The 21,711-nt window shown below is 71.1% G+C and carries 19 protein-coding genes and 2 pseudogenes; 13 read left to right on the plus strand and 8 right to left on the minus strand.

Annotated features, from left to right (window positions below; genetic code table 11):
• Positions 1–118 precede the first annotated feature (118 nt).
• The 11 genes and pseudogenes from ACIA8E_RS31540 (at position 119) to ACIA8E_RS31590 (ending at position 15,045) form a co-directional block, all read left to right on the plus strand.
• The gene (locus tag ACIA8E_RS31540) at positions 119–730 is read left to right on the plus strand and encodes a DUF4291 domain-containing protein (RefSeq protein ID WP_399303153.1); all 612 of its coding nucleotides are present in this window, start codon (positions 119–121) and stop codon (positions 728–730) included.
• 97 nt (positions 731–827) lie between these two features.
• Positions 828–3,263: a SpoIIE family protein phosphatase gene (locus ACIA8E_RS31545; protein WP_399303155.1), complete on the plus strand. Its 2,436-nt coding sequence runs from the start codon at positions 828–830 to the stop codon at positions 3,261–3,263.
• A gap of 157 nt (positions 3,264–3,420) precedes the next feature.
• Positions 3,421–3,873, plus strand: a complete 453-nt coding sequence (locus ACIA8E_RS31550; protein ID WP_327125011.1) for an SRPBCC domain-containing protein — start codon at positions 3,421–3,423, stop codon at positions 3,871–3,873.
• 95 nt (positions 3,874–3,968) lie between these two features.
• Entirely contained in the window at positions 3,969–4,100 is a 132-nt protein-coding gene (locus tag ACIA8E_RS31555) for a hypothetical protein (protein WP_399303157.1), read from the plus strand.
• A gap of 130 nt (positions 4,101–4,230) precedes the next feature.
• Entirely contained in the window at positions 4,231–5,049 is an 819-nt protein-coding gene (locus ACIA8E_RS31560) for a maleylpyruvate isomerase family mycothiol-dependent enzyme (RefSeq protein WP_399303159.1), read from the plus strand.
• A gap of 123 nt (positions 5,050–5,172) precedes the next feature.
• A complete protein-coding gene (locus tag ACIA8E_RS31565; protein ID WP_399303161.1) occupies positions 5,173–7,947 on the plus strand; it encodes an alpha/beta fold hydrolase in 2,775 nt (924 codons plus the stop codon).
• The gene (locus ACIA8E_RS31570) at positions 7,944–8,819 is read left to right on the plus strand and encodes an ABC transporter permease (protein ID WP_399303163.1); all 876 of its coding nucleotides are present in this window, start codon (positions 7,944–7,946) and stop codon (positions 8,817–8,819) included. The genes ACIA8E_RS31565 and ACIA8E_RS31570 overlap by 4 nt, the downstream gene beginning before the upstream one ends.
• A gap of 139 nt (positions 8,820–8,958) precedes the next feature.
• Positions 8,959–10,572 (plus strand): von Willebrand factor type A domain-containing protein, encoded by a 1,614-nt coding sequence (locus ACIA8E_RS31575; RefSeq protein ID WP_399303165.1) that lies wholly within the window; start codon positions 8,959–8,961, stop codon positions 10,570–10,572.
• A 124-nt stretch (positions 10,573–10,696) separates the two neighbouring features.
• Positions 10,697–11,155 (plus strand): DUF1772 domain-containing protein, encoded by a 459-nt coding sequence (locus tag ACIA8E_RS31580; RefSeq protein ID WP_399303167.1) that lies wholly within the window; start codon positions 10,697–10,699, stop codon positions 11,153–11,155.
• A 265-nt stretch (positions 11,156–11,420) separates the two neighbouring features.
• A pseudogene (locus ACIA8E_RS31585) lies at positions 11,421–11,723 on the plus strand (histidine kinase); the annotation flags it as partial.
• A 289-nt stretch (positions 11,724–12,012) separates the two neighbouring features.
• Positions 12,013–15,045, plus strand: a complete 3,033-nt coding sequence (locus ACIA8E_RS31590; RefSeq protein ID WP_399303169.1) for a SpoIIE family protein phosphatase — start codon at positions 12,013–12,015, stop codon at positions 15,043–15,045.
• A gap of 134 nt (positions 15,046–15,179) precedes the next feature.
• On the opposite strand, the gene ACIA8E_RS31595 is transcribed toward ACIA8E_RS31590, so the two are convergent.
• The 5 genes from ACIA8E_RS31595 to ACIA8E_RS31615 all read right to left on the minus strand — a co-directional run bounded on the left by ACIA8E_RS31595 (position 15,180) and on the right by ACIA8E_RS31615 (position 18,448).
• The gene (locus ACIA8E_RS31595) at positions 15,180–15,353 is read right to left on the minus strand and encodes a hypothetical protein (RefSeq protein WP_399303171.1); all 174 of its coding nucleotides are present in this window, start codon (positions 15,351–15,353) and stop codon (positions 15,180–15,182) included.
• Between the two features lie 167 nt (positions 15,354–15,520).
• The gene (locus tag ACIA8E_RS31600) at positions 15,521–16,612 is read right to left on the minus strand and encodes an ABC transporter ATP-binding protein (RefSeq protein ID WP_399303173.1); all 1,092 of its coding nucleotides are present in this window, start codon (positions 16,610–16,612) and stop codon (positions 15,521–15,523) included.
• On the minus strand, positions 16,609–17,466 hold the full coding sequence (modB, locus tag ACIA8E_RS31605) for a molybdate ABC transporter permease subunit (RefSeq protein WP_399303175.1): 858 nt from the start codon (positions 17,464–17,466) through the stop codon (positions 16,609–16,611). Before modB ends, ACIA8E_RS31600 begins: the two co-directional genes overlap by 4 nt.
• Positions 17,463–18,293, minus strand: a complete 831-nt coding sequence (modA, locus tag ACIA8E_RS31610) for a molybdate ABC transporter substrate-binding protein (RefSeq protein WP_399303177.1) — start codon at positions 18,291–18,293, stop codon at positions 17,463–17,465. Before modA ends, modB begins: the two co-directional genes overlap by 4 nt.
• On the minus strand, positions 18,293–18,448 hold the full coding sequence (locus tag ACIA8E_RS31615; RefSeq protein WP_399303179.1) for a hypothetical protein: 156 nt from the start codon (positions 18,446–18,448) through the stop codon (positions 18,293–18,295). Before ACIA8E_RS31615 ends, modA begins: the two co-directional genes overlap by 1 nt.
• 152 nt (positions 18,449–18,600) lie before the next feature.
• On the opposite strand from ACIA8E_RS31615, the gene ACIA8E_RS31620 reads away from it, so the two are divergent.
• A complete protein-coding gene (locus tag ACIA8E_RS31620) occupies positions 18,601–19,065 on the plus strand; it encodes a molybdopterin-dependent oxidoreductase (RefSeq protein ID WP_399303181.1) in 465 nt (154 codons plus the stop codon).
• A gap of 228 nt (positions 19,066–19,293) precedes the next feature.
• Here the strand turns inward: ACIA8E_RS31620 and ACIA8E_RS31625 are convergent, their stop codons facing one another.
• The 3 genes and pseudogenes from ACIA8E_RS31625 to ACIA8E_RS31635 form a co-directional block, all read right to left on the minus strand.
• Positions 19,294–19,689, minus strand: coding sequence for a molybdopterin-binding protein (locus tag ACIA8E_RS31625; protein ID WP_399303183.1), 396 nt, complete (start codon positions 19,687–19,689; stop codon positions 19,294–19,296).
• Between the two features lie 154 nt (positions 19,690–19,843).
• A pseudogene (gene panD, locus ACIA8E_RS31630) lies at positions 19,844–20,226 on the minus strand (aspartate 1-decarboxylase).
• Positions 20,223–20,849, minus strand: a complete 627-nt coding sequence (locus ACIA8E_RS31635; RefSeq protein ID WP_399303185.1) for a hypothetical protein — start codon at positions 20,847–20,849, stop codon at positions 20,223–20,225. The pseudogene panD and the gene ACIA8E_RS31635 overlap by 4 nt, the downstream one beginning before the upstream one ends.
• Before the next feature lie 408 nt (positions 20,850–21,257).
• Between ACIA8E_RS31635 and ACIA8E_RS31640 the strand changes: the two genes are divergently transcribed.
• Positions 21,258–21,686 carry an SDR family oxidoreductase gene (locus tag ACIA8E_RS31640; protein WP_399303187.1) on the plus strand — a complete coding sequence of 143 codons (429 nt, stop codon included), beginning with the start codon at positions 21,258–21,260 and terminating at the stop codon, positions 21,684–21,686.
• Positions 21,687–21,711: the final 25 nt, after the last annotated feature.

Below are 21,711 nucleotides of genomic sequence, written 5' to 3' on the forward strand. Positions count from 1 at the left end.
GGCGAGCCGCCCGGCGGGGCGCGGCGTTCCGGAACAGTCCGCCGCGCCGGCCGGTACCGTGCCGGACCTGCCGAAACCCGGTGGCAGGATGCGGTGCGCCTCGCCCATCCTGGACCCCATGACCGCACCGGCCCTCCCTACCGCACCCCGATACGAGATCCGCGCCCGGCACACCGCCTCCACGGTCACCGTCTACCAGGCGTACACACCGCTCATCGGGCTGCCTGCCGCCCGTGACGGCCGCTTTCCCGCTGCCTGGAAGCGCGACCGCATGACGTGGATCAAGCCGAGCTTCCTGTGGATGATGTACCGCTGCGGGTGGGCGACGAAATCCGGGCAGGAGACCGTCCTGGCCATCGAGATCACCCGCGACGGCTTCGAGTGGGCATTGCGCCACGCGTGCCTGTCGAGCTACGTGCGGGGGCTGCACCCCGACCGCAGCACCTGGCAACGTCAGCTCAAGCGCGCACCGACCCGCGTCCAGTGGGACCCCGAGCGTGATCTGCACCTGCGCCCCCTGACGCACCGCTCACTCCAACTCGGTCTCTCCGGCGAGGCCGTAGGACGCTACGCGGACGAGTGGACGGTGGCAATCAGCGATGTGACTCCGCTCGCCCGAGAGATCCACGACCTGGTGAGCCGCAGCGAGCTGGACGCCGCCGCGGGACTGCTGCCCCAGGAACACCCCTACCCCGTCGGGGACGAACCACTGGCCGCCCTGCACCTGTGACTGACAGGTGCACCGAACGGCCGGGCCGAGAGGACGGGAGGTCGCGAACGGAGACCGCGGGGAGGAATATCGGAATCACGTAGGCAAGGTGGTGGCTATGGGGACTCCGTCGATGCGTTTCAGCGAGAGTGCCGAGGATCCGTTCGCCCTCGGGCGTGGCGCCTCGGCTGTGCTCGACGATCAAGGCACCGTGGTCGGCTGGAGCGCACGTGCACAGGAGTTGCTGGGCTATCCGGCCAAGGAAGTGATCGGACGGGCGTGGCAGGACCTCCTGGTCGACGCCCTTGACCTGCCTGCCGCGCGGTCCGTCGTCGTGGACGCCATGAGGGCGGGGGGCTGGTTCGGGGTCCTGCCCGTCCGCCACCGCGACGGACGGCGTGTGGAGATGGGTTTCCGGGCCCGCGCGATCACCCGGGACGGGGACAGCCGGGAGTGGGTCCTGGTCGGAGCCCCGGCCGCGGAGGTCGATGCCTGGCAGCGGGACCGTGCGCTGCTGGACGGCCTGTACCGCCGGTCCCCGATCGGGCTGGTCACCTACGGCCCGGACAGGAGAGTGATTCGGATCAACCGCGCGGTCGAAAAGGCAAGCGGCGTCCCGGCCGAGGCACCGGTGGGCCATCGCCCCCACGAATTCATGGTCGACGAGGACGCGGGTCCGACCGATGAGCGGGTACGGCACGTCCTGGAGACCGGCGAGCCGTTGATCTTCACGGAGCAGTCCGCCCGGGCACGCCACGATCCAGGTCGGGAACGGATCGTGTCCGTCTCGGCGTTCCGTATGGAAGACCCCTCGGGCCGGGTACTCGGCGTGGCCGAGACGATCGAGGACGTGACCGACCGCCACCGGGCCCAACGCAGGCTCGCCCTGCTGAACGAGGCAAGCGTCCGGATCGGAACGTCACTGGACGTGACACAGACCGCTCGGGAACTGGCCGAGGTGGCCGTCCACGGCCTGGCCGACTACTGCTCGGTGGACCTCCTCAATCCGGTGACACTGGGTGACGAACCGGTTCCCGGAGCGTCAGGTCCGCTGGTCCGAGTCGCCCTCTCCCCACCGGAGCATCGCGTCCCGTTCAAGGAAGGCGATGTGGTCACGCTGTTTCCGGAATCTCCGCAGGCGCGGTGCCTGTACGAGCGTCGCCCGATTCTCGAAGGACTGCTGCCTCTCCGCCCCGAGTGGTACGCCATGGACCGGCGGCGGATCGAGATCGCCCTGGGTCTCGGAGTTCATTCGCTGATCGCGGCGCCCCTGGTCGCGCGCGGTCTGGTACTGGGCGTAGTGAGCCTGTGGCGATCGCGTAATTCGGAGCCTTTCGAGGACGACGATGCCGCCGTGGCCCAGGAGCTTTCCTCGCGTGCGGCCGTTTGCATCGACAATGCGCGCCGCTTCACCCAGCAGCAGAGCGCCGCCCTGACTCTGCAGCGCAGTCTGCTGCCGCGCGCGGCATCCGACCTGCCGTCCGTCGAGGTGGCCTGCCGATATCTCCCGGCGAGCGGTGAACCGGGCATCGGCGGTGACTGGTTCGACGTGATCCCGTTGTCAGGGGCCCGGGTCGCCCTCGTCGTGGGAGACGTGGTCGGCCACGGGATCCACGCCGCGGCCTCGATGGGCCGCCTGCGCGCCGCCGTGCGCACCCTGGCCAGCCTCGACCTGGAACCGGACGAGGTGGTGGCGCGGCTGGACGATCTGGTCAGTCTGCTGGCCACCGAGCTGGAGGCGAACACCGACGGCAACGGGTCGGCGATCGAGCAGATGATCGGGGCCACCTGCGTCTACGCGGTCTACGATCCGGTCTCCCGGCACTGCTCCCTGGCACGCGCCGGCCACCCGGCACCGGTGATGACCACGCCGGACGGCCAGGTGACCGTGGTCGACCTGCCCGCAGGCCCACCGCTCGGACTGGGCGGGCTGCCGTTCGAGACGTGTGACCTCGACGTCCCCGAGGGGAGCCTGCTCACGCTCTACACCAACGGTCTTCTGGAGGCGCGCGACGGCGACATCGACGTCGCGCTGGAGCACCTGCACGAATGTCTCACCGACTCCACCGCGCCCCTGGACAGCACCTGCCATGCCGTGGTCGAAGCACTGCTGCCCAAGGAGCACCCACCCACCGACGACATCGCGCTGCTCATCGCCCGTACCCGGGTGCTGCTCCCAGAGAATGTCGCCACATGGCAGCTGCCCTTGGAAGCGACCGCCGCTGCCCGTGCCAGGCAGCTGACCACGGCGAAACTGACCGAATGGGGGCTGACGGAACTGGCCTGCACCACCGAGCTGGTCGCCAGCGAGCTCGTCACCAACACCTACCGGTACGCGGCCGGCCCGGTCACCCTGCGCCTCATCCGTACGCATTGCCTGATCTGTGAGGTGTCGGACACCAGCCACACCTCGCCTCACCTGCGACGGGCCCTCAGTACGGACGAGGGCGGCCGCGGGCTCTTCCTGGTCGCGCAGCTCACGGAGCGGTGGGGCACCCGCTACAGCCACGACGGCAAGACGGTTTGGACGGAGCAGCCTCTCCCGCACGCATGACCCGCGACGAGGGCGTTTCTGTTCCAGCAGGTGCTGTCGCGGCGGATCGCGGCGGATCAGGCCGGGAAGTCTCAGCAGGACCGATGAGTCTCCGCGTCCACGGGCGTCTACAGGTGCGACAGTCCCGACCAGGCACGAAAAAACGAGGAGACGAAGAATGAGCACCGAGCAGACCACCCCGGCCGACGGCTTCTCCTACGAGCTGACCCGAAAGCTCGACGCCTCCGCGGCGAAGGTGTGGCAGGCGTGGACGACTCCCGAGCAGTACGCCCGCTGGGCTTACGCCGTTGCCGGCTCCGTCGAGATGGACGTACGGCCGGGCGGAGCGTGGAAGGCCACGATGGCCACGCCCGACGGCGGACAGTTCCCGCTGACCGGCTCCTATCTCGAGGTCGCCGAGAACCGCCTCCTGGTGGTCGGCATGGACGTACCCGGCAAGCCCGCGCCCGCAGCCATGACCGTGGAACTCGACGAGCAGAACGACCACCACACGCAGATCGTGCTCCACCAGACCTGCGACACCGCCGAGGAACGCGACATGAGCGAGCAGGGCAGCACCATGCTCCTCGACAGCCTGAGCGCCTTCCTGGCCGATGAGGCGAGGAACTGACCCCGCTCGGAACCACCGACCGCCCGTGGATCACGGGGGCAGGCCGGAACAGCCCGGTTCTGCCCCCCGGCCCCGACTGCCTGTGCAGTTCGATCTTGTCCTGCGACGTCACCCCGCTCGCCCGGGAGATCCACGCCCAGGTGCGGGCCGGCCGGCTCGACGAGGCGGCGCCGCCGCCCCCGGCCGAGTCGCCCTACCTCACGGACGTCACGCCAACGACCGGCTGAACCACCACGAACTCCCCGGATCCCCGCCCCGGTGGCTGCTCCCACCGCCGCGGCCTGGCATTCTGCACGGATCCGCCGGACCTTCGACCGTGGAGGCCGGCTCATGGCAGCGGGACAGAGGGAGACAGCCGTGGAACCAACGCCTGCCCGGGAGCGGCGAGACGCGCTTCCCGAGGGACTTGCCGAGGCGATACACGACACCGCCGAGGAGATAGCGGCGTTGCTGCGCGGCCGGACGGACACGGGCATCCCGGTCCCCGGATCCACCTGGACCCTCGGCGAGGCGGCGGCCCACCTGGCACAGGCCAATGAGCTGATGGCCGATATCGCGGGCGGCCATGACCGCCCGTACGGGGACGGTACGCCGCAGAGCCTGGCGGCGGCCAACGAGCGCTCCCTCGCCGGGTTCGGCGAGCGTGGAGCCGATCCGCTCGCCGAGATGATCGTGACGCAGGCCGACGCCTTCCTCGCGGCGGCGGAGCAGCGCCCGCTGGACGAGACCGTGGTCACCCCTCTGGGCTCGATGGATGTGGCCACCCTCGGCTCGTATCTGCTCACGCACATGCTCGGTCACGGCTACGATCTCGCCCGCGCGGTGGGGCGTCCGCACATGCTCGACGGCGCCCGGGTCGAGCTGTCCATGCCCTTCATGATCACCAGCATGCCGCGGGTGGTCGCCACCGCCGCTGCCGGGCTGACCGCCCGCTTCGCGATCCGTCTGCGGGGTGGACAGCGCTTCGGTGCGACCTTCACCGACGGAGCGCTGACCGTCAGCCCGGGGCCCTTGAGCCGCCCGGACTGCACCATCCTCATCGAACCGGTCACCTTCCTGCTGATCGCACTCGGCCGCTGCGACCCGTGGGGCGCCATGGCCCGCGGCCGGGTGCTCACCTGGGGCCGCAAGCCCTGGCTGGCCCCTCGCTTCCCGGCCTTGTTCACGGCGCCCTGAGAAACACGCGTCCGGCATACCGCGTACGGAGTACGGCGGGGGAGGAGCGTACGTCTCAAGGAGGCTCGGCAGTTCCCCCTTTCGGCAGCCCGGGAGCGCGGGGCGGGCGCTTAGGGTCGATACATGCAGACCCCTGACTCCCGATGGCGCCGATGGACCCGCGGACGCGGCCGGTGGGCGGCGGCCCTGGCCGCGCTCGTCGTGCTGGCGGGCGCCGGCACCTGGACCGCGGCGGCCGACGACAGCGCGCCCGCGGTGCACCGCGAGGACCGGATGATGCGGGTGGACGGGGTGTCGATCGACACCTCGTACTTCACGTCCGGGGGTTCGGAGCGCCGGCCCGCCGTGCTGATCGGGCACGGCTTCGGCGGCTCCAAGGACGATGTGCGGGCGCAGGCCGAGAAGTTGGCCGGTGCCGGTTACGCCGTCCTGACCTGGTCGGCCCGCGGGTTCGGGAAGTCCGGCGGGGAGATCTCGCTCAACGCACCCGGCCGCGAGGTCAAGGACGTGTCCGGGCTGATCGACTGGCTGGCCCGCAGGCCCGAGGTGCAGCTGGACGGCAAGGGTGACCCGCGCGTCGGCGTCACCGGCGCCTCGTACGGTGGCGCGGTCTCGCTCCTCGCCGCCGGGCACGACAAGCGCGTCGACGCCATCGCACCGGTGATCACATACTGGAACCTTGCCGACGCGCTGTTCCCCGACGGGGTCTTCAAGAAGCTCTGGGCGGGGATCTTCATCACCTCGGGCGGCGGCTGCGACAAGTTCGAGAAGCAGCTGTGCGACATGTACGAACGGGTCGCCGTCTCCGGGAAGCCGGACGCCGCCGCCCGTGCCCTGCTGACCGACCGCTCACCGGCCGCCGTCGGCGACCGCATCAAGGTGCCCGCGCTCATCGTGCAGGGACAGACCGACTCCCTCTTCCCGCTCGGCCAGGCCGATGCCATGGCACGCACCATCAGCGGGAACGGCGCACCCGTCTCCGTCGACTGGATCGCGGGCGGGCACGACGGCGGGGACCTGGAGAGCGGTCGGGTCGAGAACCGGATCGGGGCATGGTTCGACCGGTACCTGAAGGAGGACAAGGGCGTCGACACCGGGCCCGGCTTCCGCGTCACCCGTACCGGAGGTATCGACTCCACCGATGGGGCCGCCCTCCAGCGCGGTGCGAGCAGCGACCACTACCCGGGGCTGTCGAGCGGCGGCCGGCAGATCGCGCTCACGGGCACGGGAGGCCGGCAGGAGATCACGGGCCTGGGCGGGAGCAGTGGCCTGGGCGGGAGCAGTGGTCGGGGCGGCACACAGGACGACGCGAACGGCGGTGCACAGGACGGCGCCTCCGCCGGTCTGCGGACGCAGACCTTCCGGAACCCGGCCGGCGCCAACCCGCCCGCCATCTCCGCCGTCCCGGGCGTCGGCGGCGGACTCGCCCAGCTCTCCACCCTCGGCGTCGGACTCTCGCTCGACTTCCCCGGCCAGTACGCCCGCTTCGACTCCGCGGCCCTCGGCACATCGATGCGTATCACCGGATCACCCACCGTCCGCGTCAAGGTGACGGCCGCGCAGGGCGATGCGGTGCTGTTCGGCAAGGTGTACGACGTGGCGCCGGACGGGCGGCAGCAGGTGTTGCCCTCCCAGCTCGTCGCCCCCTACCGGATCACGCCCGCGCAGCAGAACAAGACCGTCGAGCTGACCCTGCCCGCCGTCGACCACGCGCTCGACGCCGGACACCGGCTCCGTCTGGTCCTCTCCGCCACCGACCTCGGCTACGCCTCACCGGCCGAGCCGACCACGTACACCGTCTCCCTCGACGGCCCGCTGAACGTCCCCACCGCACCCGCGGTGAAGACCGCGCCGGCCGGACTGCCGTGGTGGACCTGGGGACTTCCCGCCGCAGCCGCCGTCATCGCTCTCGCGCTGCTGCTCACCGCACGCCGCCGCACCGCGACCCCGGCTCCGGAGCCGGCGCTCGCCGACGTCCCGCTCCAGATCACCGACCTGTCGAAGAAGTACGCCAGGTCGGCCGACCGGTACGCGGTCAAGGACCTGTCCTTCCGGGTCGAGAAGGGCCAGGTCCTCGGGCTCCTCGGACCGAACGGGGCGGGGAAGACCACCACCCTGCGGATGCTGATGGGGCTCATCGGCCCCGACGGCGGCGAGATCCGCGTCTTCGGGCATGCCATCCGGCCGGGCGCGCCCGTGCTGTCCCGCGTCGGGGCGTTCGTCGAAGGGGCGGGCTTCCTGCCGCATCTGTCCGGGCGGGCCAACCTGGAGCTGTACTGGCAGGCCACCGGACGCCCCGCCGAGGACTCGCACATCGAGGAGGCCCTGGAGATCGCCGGACTCGGCGACGCGCTGGCCCGCGCGGTGCGGACGTATTCGCAAGGAATGCGGCAGCGGCTCGCCATCGCCCAGGCCATGCTGGGCATGCCGGACCTCCTCATCCTCGACGAGCCGACCAACGGCCTCGACCCGCCCCAGATCCGCGAGATGCGGGACGTGATGATCCGGTACGCGGCCGGGGGCCGGACCGTCATCGTCTCCAGCCATCTCCTCTCCGAGGTCGAACAGTCCTGCACCCACCTGGTGGTCATGGACCGTGGCCGGCTCGTCCAGGCGGGCCCGGTCGCCGCGATCACCGGCTCCGGCGACACGCTGCTGATCAGCACCGCGGCAGAGGTCACCGAACCGCTGGTGGACAAGGTCGCCGCGCTGCCGGGCATCGGCTCCGCGGTCCGTACCGACGACGGGCGCGGGCTGCTCGTACGGCTCGACGGCGACACCTCGTCCTCCACCCTGATCGCCGAACTCGTCCGGCTCGACGTGCCGTTGACCGGTGTCGGACCGCACCGCCGCCTGGAGGACGCGTTCCTCACCCTGATCTCCGGAGGCTCCGCATGAGTGCCGCAGTCGATGTCACCGACGCCGCCGAAGCCCGCGGATACCGGGCGCGGCACACCCTGCCGCTGCGCGTCGAGGCCGTACGGCAGCTGCGCAGGCGCCGCACCCTGCTGATGGGCGGGGTGCTGGCGGCCCTCCCGTTCATCCTGATCATCGCGTTCGCGATCGGCGGCACCCCCGACTCCCGGGGCGGCGGCGACCGGCTCACGCTGATGGACACGGCGACCGCGTCCGCTGCGAACTTTGCCGCGACCTGCCTGTTCGTCTCCGCCGGGTTCCTGCTCGTCGTGCCGGTGGCGCTGTTCTGCGGGGACACCGTCGCCTCGGAGGCGAGTTGGTCGTCGCTGCGCTATCTGCTGGCGGCACCCGTCCCCCGGGCCAGGCTGCTGTGGAGCAAACTCGTCGTGGCACTCGGCTTCAGCCTGGCCGCGATGGTGCTGCTGCCAGTCGTCGCTCTGGCCGCGGGAGCCGCCGCGTACGGCTGGGGGCCGCTCCAGCTCCCCACCGGGGGTGCGCTGGCGGCCGGCGACACCGTGCCCCGGCTCGCGCTCGTCGTCGCGTTCATCTTTGTGTCCCAACTGGTCACCGCCGGGCTGGCGTTCTGGCTGTCGACGAAGACCGACGCCCCGCTGGGCGCGGTCGGCGGCGCGGTCGGACTGACCATCGTCGGCAATGTGCTCGACGCCGTCACCGCACTCGGTTCCTGGCGCGAATTCCTGCCCGCGCACTGGCAGTTCGCCTGGGCGGACGCCCTCCAGCCCGACCTGGAGTGGGGCGGCATGGCAAAGGGCGCGGCGATCTCGGTGACGTACGCCCTGATCCTGTTCGCGTTCGCCTTCCGAGGGTTCAGCCGTAAGGACATCGTGTCCTGACCTTGATGTTCCGAGGTGATTCGCGGCCTTCGTGCCTGCCGTTGCCGCATCGAGATTCATCCGCAACGTCTTCGTCTGCTCCTTGACGCCGTCCCGAACGTCACATTCACAAGTGCTGACACGACGTTGGGGGCAGGGAATGGGACGCCGGACGTACAGAGGGACATACGCAAGGACGCTGGGTCTGCTTCTGGTGGGCGGGGTGCTGCTCACCGGCTGCGGGGGCGGGGGAAGCACGAACGACTCGGCGGTCGACCGCGCGAGCGGTAAGCGAGGGACGAGCGGGGGCGGCCAGGTCGCCCCCGCGCCGGCCCCCGGTGCGTCGGACGACGGTGCGCAGAACGCGGAGGAGGGGCGGCAGAAGCCCGTGGCGCCGGACTATCTGTCCACGTTCGCGCTGGACGTGGACACCGCCAGTTACGGGTACGCGCGCCGCAAGCTCGACGACGGTGAACTGCCGGGAGCGGAGACCGTGCGGCCCGAGGAGTTCGTCAACAGCTTCCGCCAGGGCTACCGGCGGCCGGCCGGCAACGGCTTCTCGGTGACGGTCGACGGAGCCCGGACGGGCACCGGCGGGGGAGATGGCGCGCGGGCCGGCGACTGGTCGCTCGTACGGGTCGGTCTGGCCACCCGGGTCGCGGACGAGCACGGCGAACGCCCGGCCGCCGCGCTCACCTTCGTGGTCGACATCTCCGGATCGATGGCCGAACCAGGCCGCCTCGACCTGGTGAAGAAGTCCCTCTCCCTCCTCACCGACGAACTCCGCGACGACGACTCCGTCTCCCTGGTCACCTTCAGTGACGAGGCGAAGACCCTGCTGCCGATGACCCGGCTGCGGGACCACCGCGGAAGGATCCATGACGCTGTCGACTCCATGGAACCGACGGACTCCACCAACGTGGAAGCAGGCATCCGGCGCGGCTACGAGGAGGCGGTAGACGGTCACCGCGAGGGCGCCAACAACCGGGTCGTCCTGCTCTCCGATGCCCTCGCCAACACGGGCGAGACCGACGCCGACGCCATCCTCGAACGGATCGACGCCGCCCGCCGCGACTACGGCATCACCCTCTTCGGCGTCGGCGTCGGCAGCGACTACGGCGACGAGCTGATGGAACGCCTCACCAACAGGGGCGACGGCCACACCACGTACATCGCCGACGAGACCCAGGCGCGAAAGGTCTTCGTCGACCAGCTCCCCGCCCACATCGAACTGCGGGCGCGCGACGCCAAGGCCCAGGTCGCCTTCGACCCGAAGACCGTCCAGCAGTTCAAGCTGATCGGCTACGAGGACCGGAAGGTCGCCGACGACGACTTCCGAGACGACAGCGTGGACGGCGGCGAGATCGGCCCCGGCCACACGGTGACGGCGCTCTACGCCGTACGGCTCCGCGACGGCGCCGCCGGACATGTGGCGACCGCGACGGTGCGCTGGCTGGACCCGAAGACGCGGGCGCCGCACGAGCGGTCCGGGTCGGTCGAGACCGGCGCGATCGACGGCAGGCTGTGGGGCGGCGACAGCGGCAGGCGGCTCCAGGTGGCCGCGGTGGCTGCGTACTTCGCGGAGGATCTGCGTGGCGGCAAGCTGCCGGGTCAGCCGGGACTCGGTGAACTCGCCGATCGGGCAGCGAAGTTGGCGACCGACACGGAGGACAGCTCGGTCCGGAAGCTGGCAACCGCGATCGCCCGGGCGGACGGGCTCAAGGGCGGCAGCGGATCGGACGGAGGGGGACAGCAGGAGGGCGAGATGGACTGACCGCGAGAGGGCCCGGAAGGCGGCGAGCCGGGGCGGGCAGGTGGTGGACGAGGGGGCGGTTCTGAGCGGCGGCCTTACGGAAATGGCACCGCACAGCCCGCCCCGCCACGCCATGATGTGGGTCATGGCCTCCCTGTTGCTCGCGCTCGCCGCCTTCACCACCGGCCTCTACGCCGGCTTCATGGTGTGCTTCCTGATCGGGATCATGCCCGGCCTCAAGCCGCTGCCCGACGACCAGTTCGCCGCCGCGATGCGCAGCTTCAACGAGAAGGTGCCGGGGCCGGGGTTCCTCGTTCTCTTCCTCGGGGTGATCGCCTTCCCGGTCGCCGCCCTCGTCGTACCGGTCGACGGCCGGACCTCCGCCGAGGGCGGTCTCGTCGCGGGCGCTCTGGCCTGCGCGGTGCTCAGCCATCTCGTCACCGTGAGCGGCAACATCCCGCTCAACTCGGCACTCGCGGCATCCGAGGGCGGCGACGACAGGGCGGCCCGCCGGGCCTTCGAGTCCCGCTGGAACACCCTCCACCGGATCCGCACCGTGCTGTCGACGGGTGCGTTCGCTCTGCTGGTCGCCGCGGCCGTTTAGGGCAGGCTGCGAGGGCTGTCCCGCGGTTCCGGGCCGCGGCGTCCGGCATCTCCCCAAGTCATCGGCTTCCCCCGCGGCGGAGGTAGGGCCGGCCCTACTTCCGGGACTCCGGCAGCACGGATGGTCCGGGCGGATCGGGTTCTTCTACGGTGAGGCCATGCGCCCCCGGAATGTGTGGCAGGCTCTGGCGAGCCCCCGCTATCTGCTGTCGTCCTGGCTCTGGCGGTCGGCCGGATACCTGCTGAGCGGAGCCCTCGCAGGCATCCTCGTACTCCTCACGCTCGGCTGCTGCGTCCTCGGCCTGCCGGTCGGGGCGCAGGCCGAACTGACCCGGCTTCTGATCGGCGACCGCAGAAGCGAGTTGGGGGACAGGGTCACCGAACTCACCAGCTCCTGCGTCCGGTTGGTCGACGCCTTCGAGGCGGAACGGCGCCGCATCGAACGCGACCTGCACGACGGGGCTCAGCAGCGCATCGTCGCACTCGCCATGACCCTCGGACTCGCCCGCCTCGACGCCCCGCCCGCCCCACATCGAGACGCCTTCCATGCCGACCTCGAGCGGGGCCGCGCGGCGTTCGCGGGTGCCGGGCAGACCTGCTGCGACGCGACGGCCCGGACCTGCTACCAGGCCGTCGTCAAGCCCGGCCGCACGACAGTGATCGATGCCGGGTAACCCTCGCGGAGGTCGTCCCGGTGAGGGGCGGCACGGCCTGGCAGCAGGCGGTGCCGCCCCTGGGCGTCTTCGGCGGGGCGATCTCTCAGCGGTACGCATGGGCGACTCGTCAGTACACTGAAAAAGGAAATACCACTCAATCCGGGTGTCCTGCCCTACGCGGGTTCGCGGAGGGAAGTGAGCGATGGCTGAACAGCTCCTCATGGACGAGGCCGGCGCGGCGCGACTTCGGATGATCATTGAAGCAGGTGCGGAACTCAGGGGTGCCGATCTGCTGAATTTTGCGCTGGAACACGCGGTGACGGAGGCGGGTGGCCTGGGCGGAATGGTCCATGTGCGGGGCCCCGGAGGCCGGGGGCTGCTGCTGATGGCGAGCAGTGGGTTGGTCCGCACCGTCGCCCAGGACTGGGAAGAGATCGAGGAGCACGGCGAGACCGCGCCCGCCCGGGCGGTGACCGGCGGCGCATCGGTATGGATGCCCGCAGCCGATGACGACCGGGGCCATGCCTCGGAAGCCTCCGCGGCCGAGCCCGGCACGAAGGGCGACTCACCGGACAGCACACACGAATCGGCCCCCGGGGACACCGTCGGCCACCACCCCCACGGTTCCGCCCCCTGGTCCCCCACCTCCGCGCTGCCCGACGGCAGTGGGCTGCTGGCCGTTCCGCTGCTCACCCCGGGTGGGGCGGCCGGCGCACTGTCCGTGCTCACTGTCGGCAAAGGGCAGCCCACGCCGTGGCAGCGCGGGGCCGTCGAGGTGCTGGCCGCCTGGGCCGCCCTGCGGCTGCGGGACCAGTGGACGGGGTCGGACCGGACCGAAGCCGGTCGGCTGCGCGAGAAGCCGCCCGGCTCGCGGCTGCCGAAGGAGCCGTCCGCCACCCTGCTGCGGCAGGCGCTGGAAGCTCTCAAGATGGGTTCCTGGGAGTGGGACCTGGCCACCGGGGAGCAGGTGTGGGACGAGTCGACCCTCGCCATCCTCGGCATGGAGGGGGAGCCCTCGAAACAGACTTTCGAGACGTGGACCCAACTGGTCCACGCCGACGACCTCCCCTGGCTGCTCGTCGAGATCGAGCAGGCGATCCGCAACCGCCGGGTGTCCGCTACGGAGTACCGGATCTGCCGCTCGGACGGGACCACGGGCTGGGTCAGCGCGCGGGGCCGGGTCCTGCCGGGGGAGGACGGCCGGGCCGCCCGCATGGTCGGCACGGTGTGGGACACCACCGAGAGCCGAATCGCCCGGGACTCGGTGAGCCGCGCGCTGCTGCACATGAGTGAGGCGTTCTTCGCGGTCGACAGCGGGTGGCGGATCACCTTCGTCAATGTGGAGGCGGAGCGGTTCCTCGGCGCCTCGCACGACCTTCTCGGCCGGATCCTGTGGGACGCCCTGGCCGAGATCGGCGTCGACGCCATGGAACTCGGCCTGGAGGCGGCCTACCGGCGGGCCGCCGAAAGCGGTACACCGGGCGGCTTCGAGGTGCGGTGGCCGACCAACCGGCGCTGGTACCACATGCGGCTGGTCCCGGTGCCGGACGGCCTGACGGTGTACGCCACCGATGTCACCGAGATCCGGTCGCGGGAGGCGGAGACCGCTACGGCGGAACGCGTCACGGCCGACCGCACCGCCCGTATCACCGAGCTGACCAGCGCGCTCGCCGAGGCCCTGACCATGCAGGACGTCGTGAACGCCACCGCCGAGCGGGTCATGGCACCGTTCGGCGCCTCCGGCCTCGTCTTCCATCTCATCGAGGACGAGACGGTACGGGTCGCCGGGGCGGTCGGATACCCGCAATCGTTTCTCAACCTGGTCGACGGGGTGCCGGTCAGCGACATCACCCCGGTCGATGAGGTGCACCGCACCAGGACGCCGACCTTCATCGACTCGGCGGAGGAGTACGTCGAGCGCTATCCCGACAGGGGCGACTCCCCCGCGGCGATCAACAAGGCCGCCTGGGCCTTCCTGCCGCTGATCGTCTCCGGACGTTTCATCGGGTGCTGCGTCATGTCCTTCACCGAACCGCGCCACCTCAGCGGGGAGGAGCGGGCGCTGCTCATCACGCTCAGCGGGCTGATGGCGCAGGCCATCGAGCGCGCCCGGCTGTTCGACGCCGAGCACACCAGGGCCCAGGAGCTCCAGCGCGGTCTGCTGCCGGTGGTTCTGCCCACGCTGCCGGCCGTAGCCTCCGCCGCCCGCTATCTGCCCGCCAACGAGGGCGTCGAGGTCGGCGGCGACTGGTACGACGTGATCCCGCTGTCCGGCGCCCGGGTGGCGCTGGTCATCGGCGATGTGATGGGACACGGCCTGTCCCAGGCGGCCACCATGGGCCGGCTGCGCACCGCCGTACATACGCTCGCCGATCTCGACTTCGCGCCCGACGAGCTCCTCAACCGCCTCAACGACGTGGTCAACGACCTCGGCGACGACTTCTACGCGACCTGCCTGTACGCCGTGTACGACCCCGTCACCCGCACGTGCACGTTCGGCTCCGCCGGGCACCCCCCGCCGGCGGTCGTGCACCCGGACGGCACCACCGAGTTCCTCAACCGCCCACCGGACCCCCCGCTGGGCGCGGCTCTGCCACCGTTCGAGACCACCGAAGCGGTCCTGGAGGAGGGCAGCCTGCTCGTGCTCTACACGGACGGGCTGATCGAATCCGCAACCCGGGACATCGACCGGGGCATGTCCCACCTGACGAAGGCGCTGGCCACCGCCGCTGCCGCCGTACAGGGCCAGGACGAGGGGGCATCACTGGAGCGGCTCTGCGACGACATCCTGGCCGAGCTGCTGCCGGGCCAGCAGCTCACCGACGACGCCGCGCTGCTCGTCGCCCGCACCCGAGCGATACCCGCCGAGTCGATCGCCGGCTGGGTCCTCTCCGACGGCCCGATCGCCGCACAGGAGGCCCGCAACCACGTCCGGGACCAGCTGGCCGACTGGCAGCTCGACGAGCTCGCCATGACCGCGGAACTCCTGGTCAGCGAGCTGGTCGGGAACGCCGTCCGGTACGGCCGAAGCCCCATCGGACTCCGGCTGCTGCGCGCGGAGGGCCTGATCTGCGAGGTCTCCGACGGCAGCCTGACCACGCCCCGCATCCGGCACGCTACCGAGACCGATGAGGGTGGCCGCGGACTGCAACTGGTCGCCGCCCTCGCGCAGCGCTGGGGCGCCCGCTACACGGCCACCGGCAAGTGCATCTGGACCGAACAGCCGGTGCCCTGAACGCCCTTCAGCCGGGCGCGGCCGACAGCGGTCCGTCGTTCGAACGCCAAGAAACGCCCCTGAGGGGGCCATGCGGTGGCCCCTCAGGGGTGCGCCGACACTGCGGTCTCCGTGTGGCGGTCGACCGCTGGAGATCAGTTGTGGCCGAACTTTCGCTGCTTCCTGTGGGACACCGGCTCCAATATCGAGCGCACCGTGTCGGGCGTGTCCGTCGTCTGCGGCTGCTGCTCCTTCGTCTCCGCAGGGGCGCTGCGTTCATGGCCGCCAGTGCGGGCACCACGGTTCTGCCGGCTCTGTTTCTTGCTCACGATCGTGCCTCCTGTTAGCGGCTGTCGTTCTCGGAAAATGGGCCACTATCAGATTCGCATGTGAGTACGAACGTCGCATTTCGGGCATTGTTGTGCGCTGTGCCACCGGGCCGGTCCGGAACACCACCGGACGTCGTCGTGCGGCCCCATCGGGGCCTGCGCTGTGGTCAGGCCGGATAGGCGTGCGTCTGGCTCGCTTTGACCGTTGCCCAGACCGTGGCGCCCGGGTGGAGGTCGAGCTCGGCCGCGGCGACCGTGGTCAGGTCGGCGGCGAGGGGGAGTTCGCCGGTGAGGTCCGCGCGGATCTGATCACCGTGGGTCTCCAGGCCGGCCACCTCGCATCGCCACAGGTTGCGCGCGCTGGAGCCGGTGGGGTGGTCGCGGTACAGGGTCACGGCGCCCGGCGGGAAGGCGACGAAGGCGGGGCCGGTGAGGTCCTCGGTGGTGGTGATCGCGGGTCCCGCGTCGAGTCGTACGGTGTGCCCTTCGGCCCGCCCCGTGTAGAGGTTCAGGCCGACCAGCTGGGCGATGTAGTCCGTACGCGGATGACGGGCGATGTCGGAGGGGGCGCCCTCCTGGACGATGTGCCCGTGCTCGATGACGACGAGCCGGTCGGCGAGGACCATGGCGTCCAGCGGGTCGTGGGTGACCAGCACGGCGACTGCCTCGAACTCGGTGAGGTGGCGACGCAGTTGAGCGCGTACATCCAGACGGGTGCGGGCGTCCAGTGCGGCGAGCGGTTCGTCGAGCAGCAGCAGCCGGGGGTGGGTGGCCAGGGCGCGGGCCAGGGCGACGCGCTGGGCCTGGCCGCCGGAGAGGCGGCGGGGTCTGGCGCCGGCGTGGTCGGCGAGGCCCATGCGGTCCAGCCACTGCGCGGCCTGCGCGCGGGCCTCGGCCTTGGACGCGCCCTGGCAGCGGGGGCCGAAGGCGACGTTGTCCAGGGCGGAAAGGTGCGGGAAGAGCAGATAGTCCTGGAAGACCACGCCGACCGGACGGGACTCGGGCGGCGTACGGTCCAACGAGGCGCCGTCGAGGCGCAGATGACCGCCGGTGAGCGCGGTGAGTCCGGCCAGCGCGCGCAGCGCGGTGGTCTTTCCGGCACCGTTGGGCCCGAGCAGCGCGACGACGTCACCGGGCGCGGCGGTCAACGCCACGTCGAGTCGGAAGGAACTGCGCTCCACGACGAGACGGGCGTCGAGGCCATCGCCGCGTACGGCGTCGGAGACGGGGCCGGCGGTGGCGCTGTCGATGTGGGTCATGGCGCCGTCATCCAACGGTCCCGCAGCCCGGCCAGTACCGCGACCGACACGGCCAGCAGCACCAGACTGAGCGCGATCGCCGCAGCCGGGTCGCTCTGCAACGCCAGGTAGACGGCCAGCGGCATCGTCTGCGTACGGCCCGGAAAGTTGCCCGCGAAGGTGATCGTCGCGCCGAACTCGCCCAGCGCGCGTGCCCACGCCAGCACGGAGCCGGCCGCGATGCCGGGGGCGATCAGCGGCAGGGTGACCCGGCGGAACGCGGTGAAGCGGGAGGCGCCCAGGGTCGCGGCGGCCTCCTCGTAGCGAGGGTCGGCCGCCCGCAGTGTGCCCTCCACGCTGATGACGAGGAACGGCATCGCGACGAACGCCTCCGCGACCACGACCCCGGCCGTGGTGAACGGCAGAGTGATGCCGAACCAGGAGTCCAGCCACTGTCCCACGACGCCGTTGCGGCCGAGAGCCATCAGCAGTGCCACACCTCCCACCACCGGGGGCAGGACGAGCGGCAGGGTCACCAGGGCGCGTACGAGGCCGCGTCCGGGGAAGTCCGTACGGGCCAGCAGCCAGGCCAGCGGCACACCGATGACCAGGCTCACCGCCGTGGCCGCGGTGGCGCAGACCAGGGACAGCTGCAGCGACTGCCAGACCTCCGTACCGGTCAGCTGGTCGGGCAGGCTGCGCCACGGCGCCCGTACGAGCAGCGCGACCAGGGGCAGCAGCAGGAACACCAGGCCGATCAGCGCGGGCACCAGCAGCGGGAGCGGAACCCCCGCGCGGCGGCGCCGGACACGCCCGCGCCGCGGCCCGCCCGGGAGGGGCTCGACCGCGGCGTCGGACTTGTCGAGCGAGGTCACGGCTTGAGGAACCCGGCCTCGGTCAGGACCTTCTGGCCCTCGGCGGACTGCACCAGTTCGATGAATGCCTTTGCCGCGTCCGCGTTGGGCGCGTCCTTGAGCAGGGCGATCGGGTAGTCGTTGACGGCGTCGGCCGACTCGGGGAACTCCACGCCCTCCACCTTGTCACCTGCCGCCTTCACGTCCGTCTTGTAGACGACCGCGGCGTCGGCCTCCTTCAGCTCGACCTTGGTCAGGGCGCTCTTGACGTCCTGCTCGTACGAGACGGGGGTGAGCTTCAGACTGCTGGCGTCGAGGGCCTTCTGCGCGGCGGCGCCGCACGGCACGGTCTTGTCGCACAGGACGACCTTGAGACCGGCCTTGGTGAGGTCCTTGAGGGAGGAGACCTTGTCGGGGTTGCCCGGCAGGGTGGCGATCTCCAGCTGGTTGCGCACGAAGGTGGACGGGGTGCCGGACGCGTCCTTCGCGTCGGTGACGATCGCCATGGTCTTGGGGCTGGCGGCGGCGAAGACGTCGGCCGGGGCGCCACCCGTGATGCCGGCGGCGAGGGTGTCGCTGCCGCCGAAGTTGAAGGTGACCTTCGTACCGGGGTGTTCCTTCTCGAACTCCTTGCCCAGGGTCGTGAAGCTTTCCTTGAGCGAGGCGGCGGCGAACACCGTCACCGTGCCGGACAGCTTCTTCGACGAGTCCGTGGGCGCCGAGGCGGACGAGTCCGACTTGGGCGACGAGTCGTCGGACGAGGAGCAGGCGCTCAGTGCCAGCAGCGCAGCAGTACCTGCAACGGCCACCTGCAGGGTCCGGCGGGTCCGGCGTGCGGAACGGGTCATCACGGGTCCACTCCCTCTGATTCTTCTCTGTCCGGTCCGAGGATGATCCGGCGGTCCGGCTCGGCGTGCAGCCTGCCGTCGCCGACCCGGTGCCCGAGCGCGTCGTCACCGACGCCCGTCAAGGCAGCCGCCTCCCCGATCCGGTGGGCATGCACATGGGGATGATACTGCCGCAGATGCAAGGGGGAAGTCTCCTGTTGCATTGCATGAGCTGGACCGTTTGTGGACAGGGTGGGCATGTGCGTTTGTACGGGGCTGCGGTCCGGGTACCGTCATCCGGGGGAGGTGGTGGCCAGTGAGCCGGCCCTTGACGGAACGGATTGCCGATCCGGTGGCGGAGCTCGCGCTGACCGGGGATATTGCGCGCCCGGCCCGGCTGACTGTGTCCGACCTGCTCGCCTGGCCCCAGCATCGCGTGCGGGTCAGCTTCGAGTGCGCCACCAGCTGCATCCAGCATCACGGCTTCACGGGACCGCTGCTGCACGACGTCCTGTCCGCCGCCGGCCCTGTCTTCGACCCGGCCCGGCGCAAGGACCGCCTCCGTTTCCTGATCGCCGTGACGGGCGTGGACGGCCACCAAGCCCTCCTCTCCTGGGCGGAGATCGACCCGGACTTCGGCCGTGCCGCCGTCCTGCTCGCGGTCAGCATCGACGACACCCCGCTCGACCGTGCCGGACCTCAGCTCGTGCTGCCCCAGGACCGCTGCGGGGCACGGCACATCAGCGGCATCAACGCGATACGCGTGGACGGTGGTTACACCCCGTGGACGTGACACGGGCGAGCGGAGCTCGGCGAGCCCGGCCGATCCGGTGGGCGTCCTGGTCGCGGAGCACGTACCGCAGGCGGGGCAGGCGGCGCATGCTGCTGCGTCGGCCGGAGCACCTGGTCGCGCTCGCCCCGTGAGCGGCACTTCGCCAGGGCGGCGGCCACCCGCTACCTCTGCGGGGCGCCCTTCTGCTTCGTAACGGCGTGGTCCACGGGGCCGCCCGTGAACCCCGCGTCAGGCCCGGTCGATGTGCACGTTCGTCGACTTCACACGGGCGGTGGCCTCCATGCCGACCTCCAGGCCCAGCTCCTCCACGGCCTCCCGGGTCAGCAGCGAGACCAGTCGGTGCGGACCGGCCTGGATCTCCACCTGAGCCGCGATGTCGCCGAGCTTCACGGCGGTGACGATGCCGGGGAAGGCGTTGCGGACCGAGGTGTACGAGGCGTCCTCCTCGCCACTTCCGGTCTTGGCGAGCTCCACGGAGAAGGCGGCCAGATCCTTGCCGTCGATGAGCCGCCGCCCGCCCTCGTCCCGGTGGGTCGCCATCCGGCCGGCATCCGCCCACCGCCGTGCGGTGTCGGGACTCACGCCCAGCAGCCGGGCGGCCTGGCCGATCGTGTAGGACTGCATGTGCGCCAACATAGGTGCACGCACCCGCGGGACCCAAACAGGCCCCGGGGCGCGCCGATCGCGCGCCGGATCTGTGACGTTGTCGCCGAGCAGTGGTCCGCCCAGTCAACGGCCCCGGAATCCGGCTCCCTCCGTGGGGGCCGCGCCGTGTTCATCAGGCCCCCGGCGCCGTGCGGGCGACCGACGGGCTGGTGGTCAGGCCCGGGACGAGGGCCTCCGTGGGGTCGGTTCCGAGGTGGACCACGTGGTTGTGCCCGTCCACGCGGACCACGCCGGGGCGCAACGCCAGGGCCTCCTCACGGGCGTAAGGCCGTACGCGATGGTGATCACCAGGTCGCCGGGGGAGACCAGGTGGGCGGCGGCGCCGTTGACACCGATCACACCTGAGCCCCGTTCGCCCGGGATGGCGCAGGTCTCCAGGCGGGCGCCGTTGGTCACGTCGACGATCGCCACCTTCTCTCCGGGCAGCAGGTCCGCCGCTTCGAGCAGGTCGAGGTCGATGGTGACGGAGCCGACGTAGTGCAGGTCGGTGATCAAAGCAACGGCTTGACGATGACGGGCCGGCCGTGGGTGTCCGCGAAGGCGCGCACGGCGGCGGCGTCCGGGGCGTCGGCGAAGGCGGGCGTGCGGACACCGGCGGCGCTGACCGTCTCGCACATCACCAAGTTGTCCCGGAACCTCGCCAGGTCCTGCGGGGACTGGCCGGGCAGGCCCGGACGGGCCCGGAGACCGGCGGCGGTGTCGAGGTCGCCCTCGTTGAGGGCGACCACCCGGTCCGGGGCGCCGAAGAGTGCGGTCAGTGTTGCGGCCGCAGCGCTGACCTGGGCGAAGTCGTCGGTGGCGGTGACCTCGACGACGCCGGCGGCAGCAGGCGGGAGTGAGGACCAGCCGAGCTCCGTGGTCACGTAGGTGACCCGGTGGGTGGTGTGGTCGATGTAGTTCTCGTACAGGGCGTGCTCGTCGCGCCAGCGGTGCACGACAAGGATGTGCGGACGGGTGTCGACGGCCGCGTGGTGGGTGGTGGTGCCGGGCGCGCGGCGCTGCCGCGTAAGGCTCGTGCAGGCGGTGTCCTCGACCGGATGGCCTGTCGGGACGGTTGCCGGATCGCGTGGGGCGGTCCGCTGCGGGGCGGTCCGGTACGGCATCAGGTTGTGGGTCATGTCAGGCACCTCTCTCTTCGGTCTCTGTGCGGATGCCGTCGGCGACCCGGCCGCACCGGGCGACCGCCACGTCGGCGTCGCGGCCGGAACTGAGCACCCGGCCGGCGGCTGCAGCACGAACGAGACGCGTGCCCCGCTTTCGGCCGTGCGTCACCCTCTGCTCCGCCATGATTCCTCCCGGTTCGTGAAGGGTCCGCCTCGGTCGGAGGTGACTCTTCCGTCGGTCCCGGAGGATCGGAACCATCAGAAATATGACGCCGCACAGTCATGAAGGCAGCGACCGGTTCAGATCCCTGCAGCTGCAAGCTTGTGACCCTTTCGGGGCCCGACCGCCCGGCGCACAGTCGTTCTGGGCAGCGCAGCCCGACGGAAAGCGACCGCGGACGGACGACTGTGGGGAAGGCCGGCATGATCAGAACAGCCGTGGTGACAGGGGCGAGCAGCGGGATCGGCGCGGCCGTCGCCCGACGCCTCGCCAAGGACGGATTCGACACCGTACTGGTGGCCCGCCGGGGCGAGTTGATCCAACGGGTCGCCGAGGAGACGGGCGGGCAGAGACGGTCGACCTCACCGACGCCGATGCCGTACGGGCTCCGGCCGAGCGCCTCGACTCCTCTGACATCCCTGGTGAACAACGCGGGCGGCGCGCTCGGCGCCGAGCCGGTGACGGGCGTCGACCCCGGCCACTGGCAGCACATGTACGCGGTCGACGTGCTGGGCACGCTCCATGTCACAGGCCCTGCTCCCGCTGCTGAGGCGGCGGGCACCGTCGTCAACGTGACATCGACGGCCGCGTTCGTCAACTACGAGACCGGCGGCGGATACCGCGCCCTCTGAAGACTGCCGGAGCAGTGGCCCGCGG

It is taken from the genome of Streptomyces sp. NPDC051664, from assembly GCF_044453545.1.
Lineage (GTDB): Bacteria > Actinomycetota > Actinomycetes > Streptomycetales > Streptomycetaceae > Streptomyces.

Coding starts and splice junctions, on each gene's coding strand:
- ACIA8E_RS31540 (WP_399303153.1), top strand. CDS start 119: ATGACCGCACCGGCCCTCCCTACCGCACCCCGATACGAGATCCGCGCC.
- ACIA8E_RS31545 (WP_399303155.1), top strand. CDS start 828: ATGGGGACTCCGTCGATGCGTTTCAGCGAGAGTGCCGAGGATCCGTTC.
- ACIA8E_RS31550 (WP_327125011.1), top strand. CDS start 3,421: ATGAGCACCGAGCAGACCACCCCGGCCGACGGCTTCTCCTACGAGCTG.
- ACIA8E_RS31565 (WP_399303161.1), top strand. CDS start 5,173: ATGCAGACCCCTGACTCCCGATGGCGCCGATGGACCCGCGGACGCGGC.
- ACIA8E_RS31570 (WP_399303163.1), top strand. CDS start 7,944: ATGAGTGCCGCAGTCGATGTCACCGACGCCGCCGAAGCCCGCGGATAC.
- ACIA8E_RS31575 (WP_399303165.1), top strand. CDS start 8,959: ATGGGACGCCGGACGTACAGAGGGACATACGCAAGGACGCTGGGTCTG.
- ACIA8E_RS31580 (WP_399303167.1), top strand. CDS start 10,697: ATGGCCTCCCTGTTGCTCGCGCTCGCCGCCTTCACCACCGGCCTCTAC.
- ACIA8E_RS31590 (WP_399303169.1), top strand. CDS start 12,013: ATGGCTGAACAGCTCCTCATGGACGAGGCCGGCGCGGCGCGACTTCGG.
- ACIA8E_RS31600 (WP_399303173.1), bottom strand. CDS start 16,612: ATGACCCACATCGACAGCGCCACCGCCGGCCCCGTCTCCGACGCCGTA.
- modA (WP_399303177.1), bottom strand. CDS start 18,293: ATGACCCGTTCCGCACGCCGGACCCGCCGGACCCTGCAGGTGGCCGTT.
- ACIA8E_RS31625 (WP_399303183.1), bottom strand. CDS start 19,689: ATGCAGTCCTACACGATCGGCCAGGCCGCCCGGCTGCTGGGCGTGAGT.
- ACIA8E_RS31635 (WP_399303185.1), bottom strand. CDS start 20,849: ATGACCCACAACCTGATGCCGTACCGGACCGCCCCGCAGCGGACCGCC.
- ACIA8E_RS31640 (WP_399303187.1), top strand. CDS start 21,258: ATGATCAGAACAGCCGTGGTGACAGGGGCGAGCAGCGGGATCGGCGCG.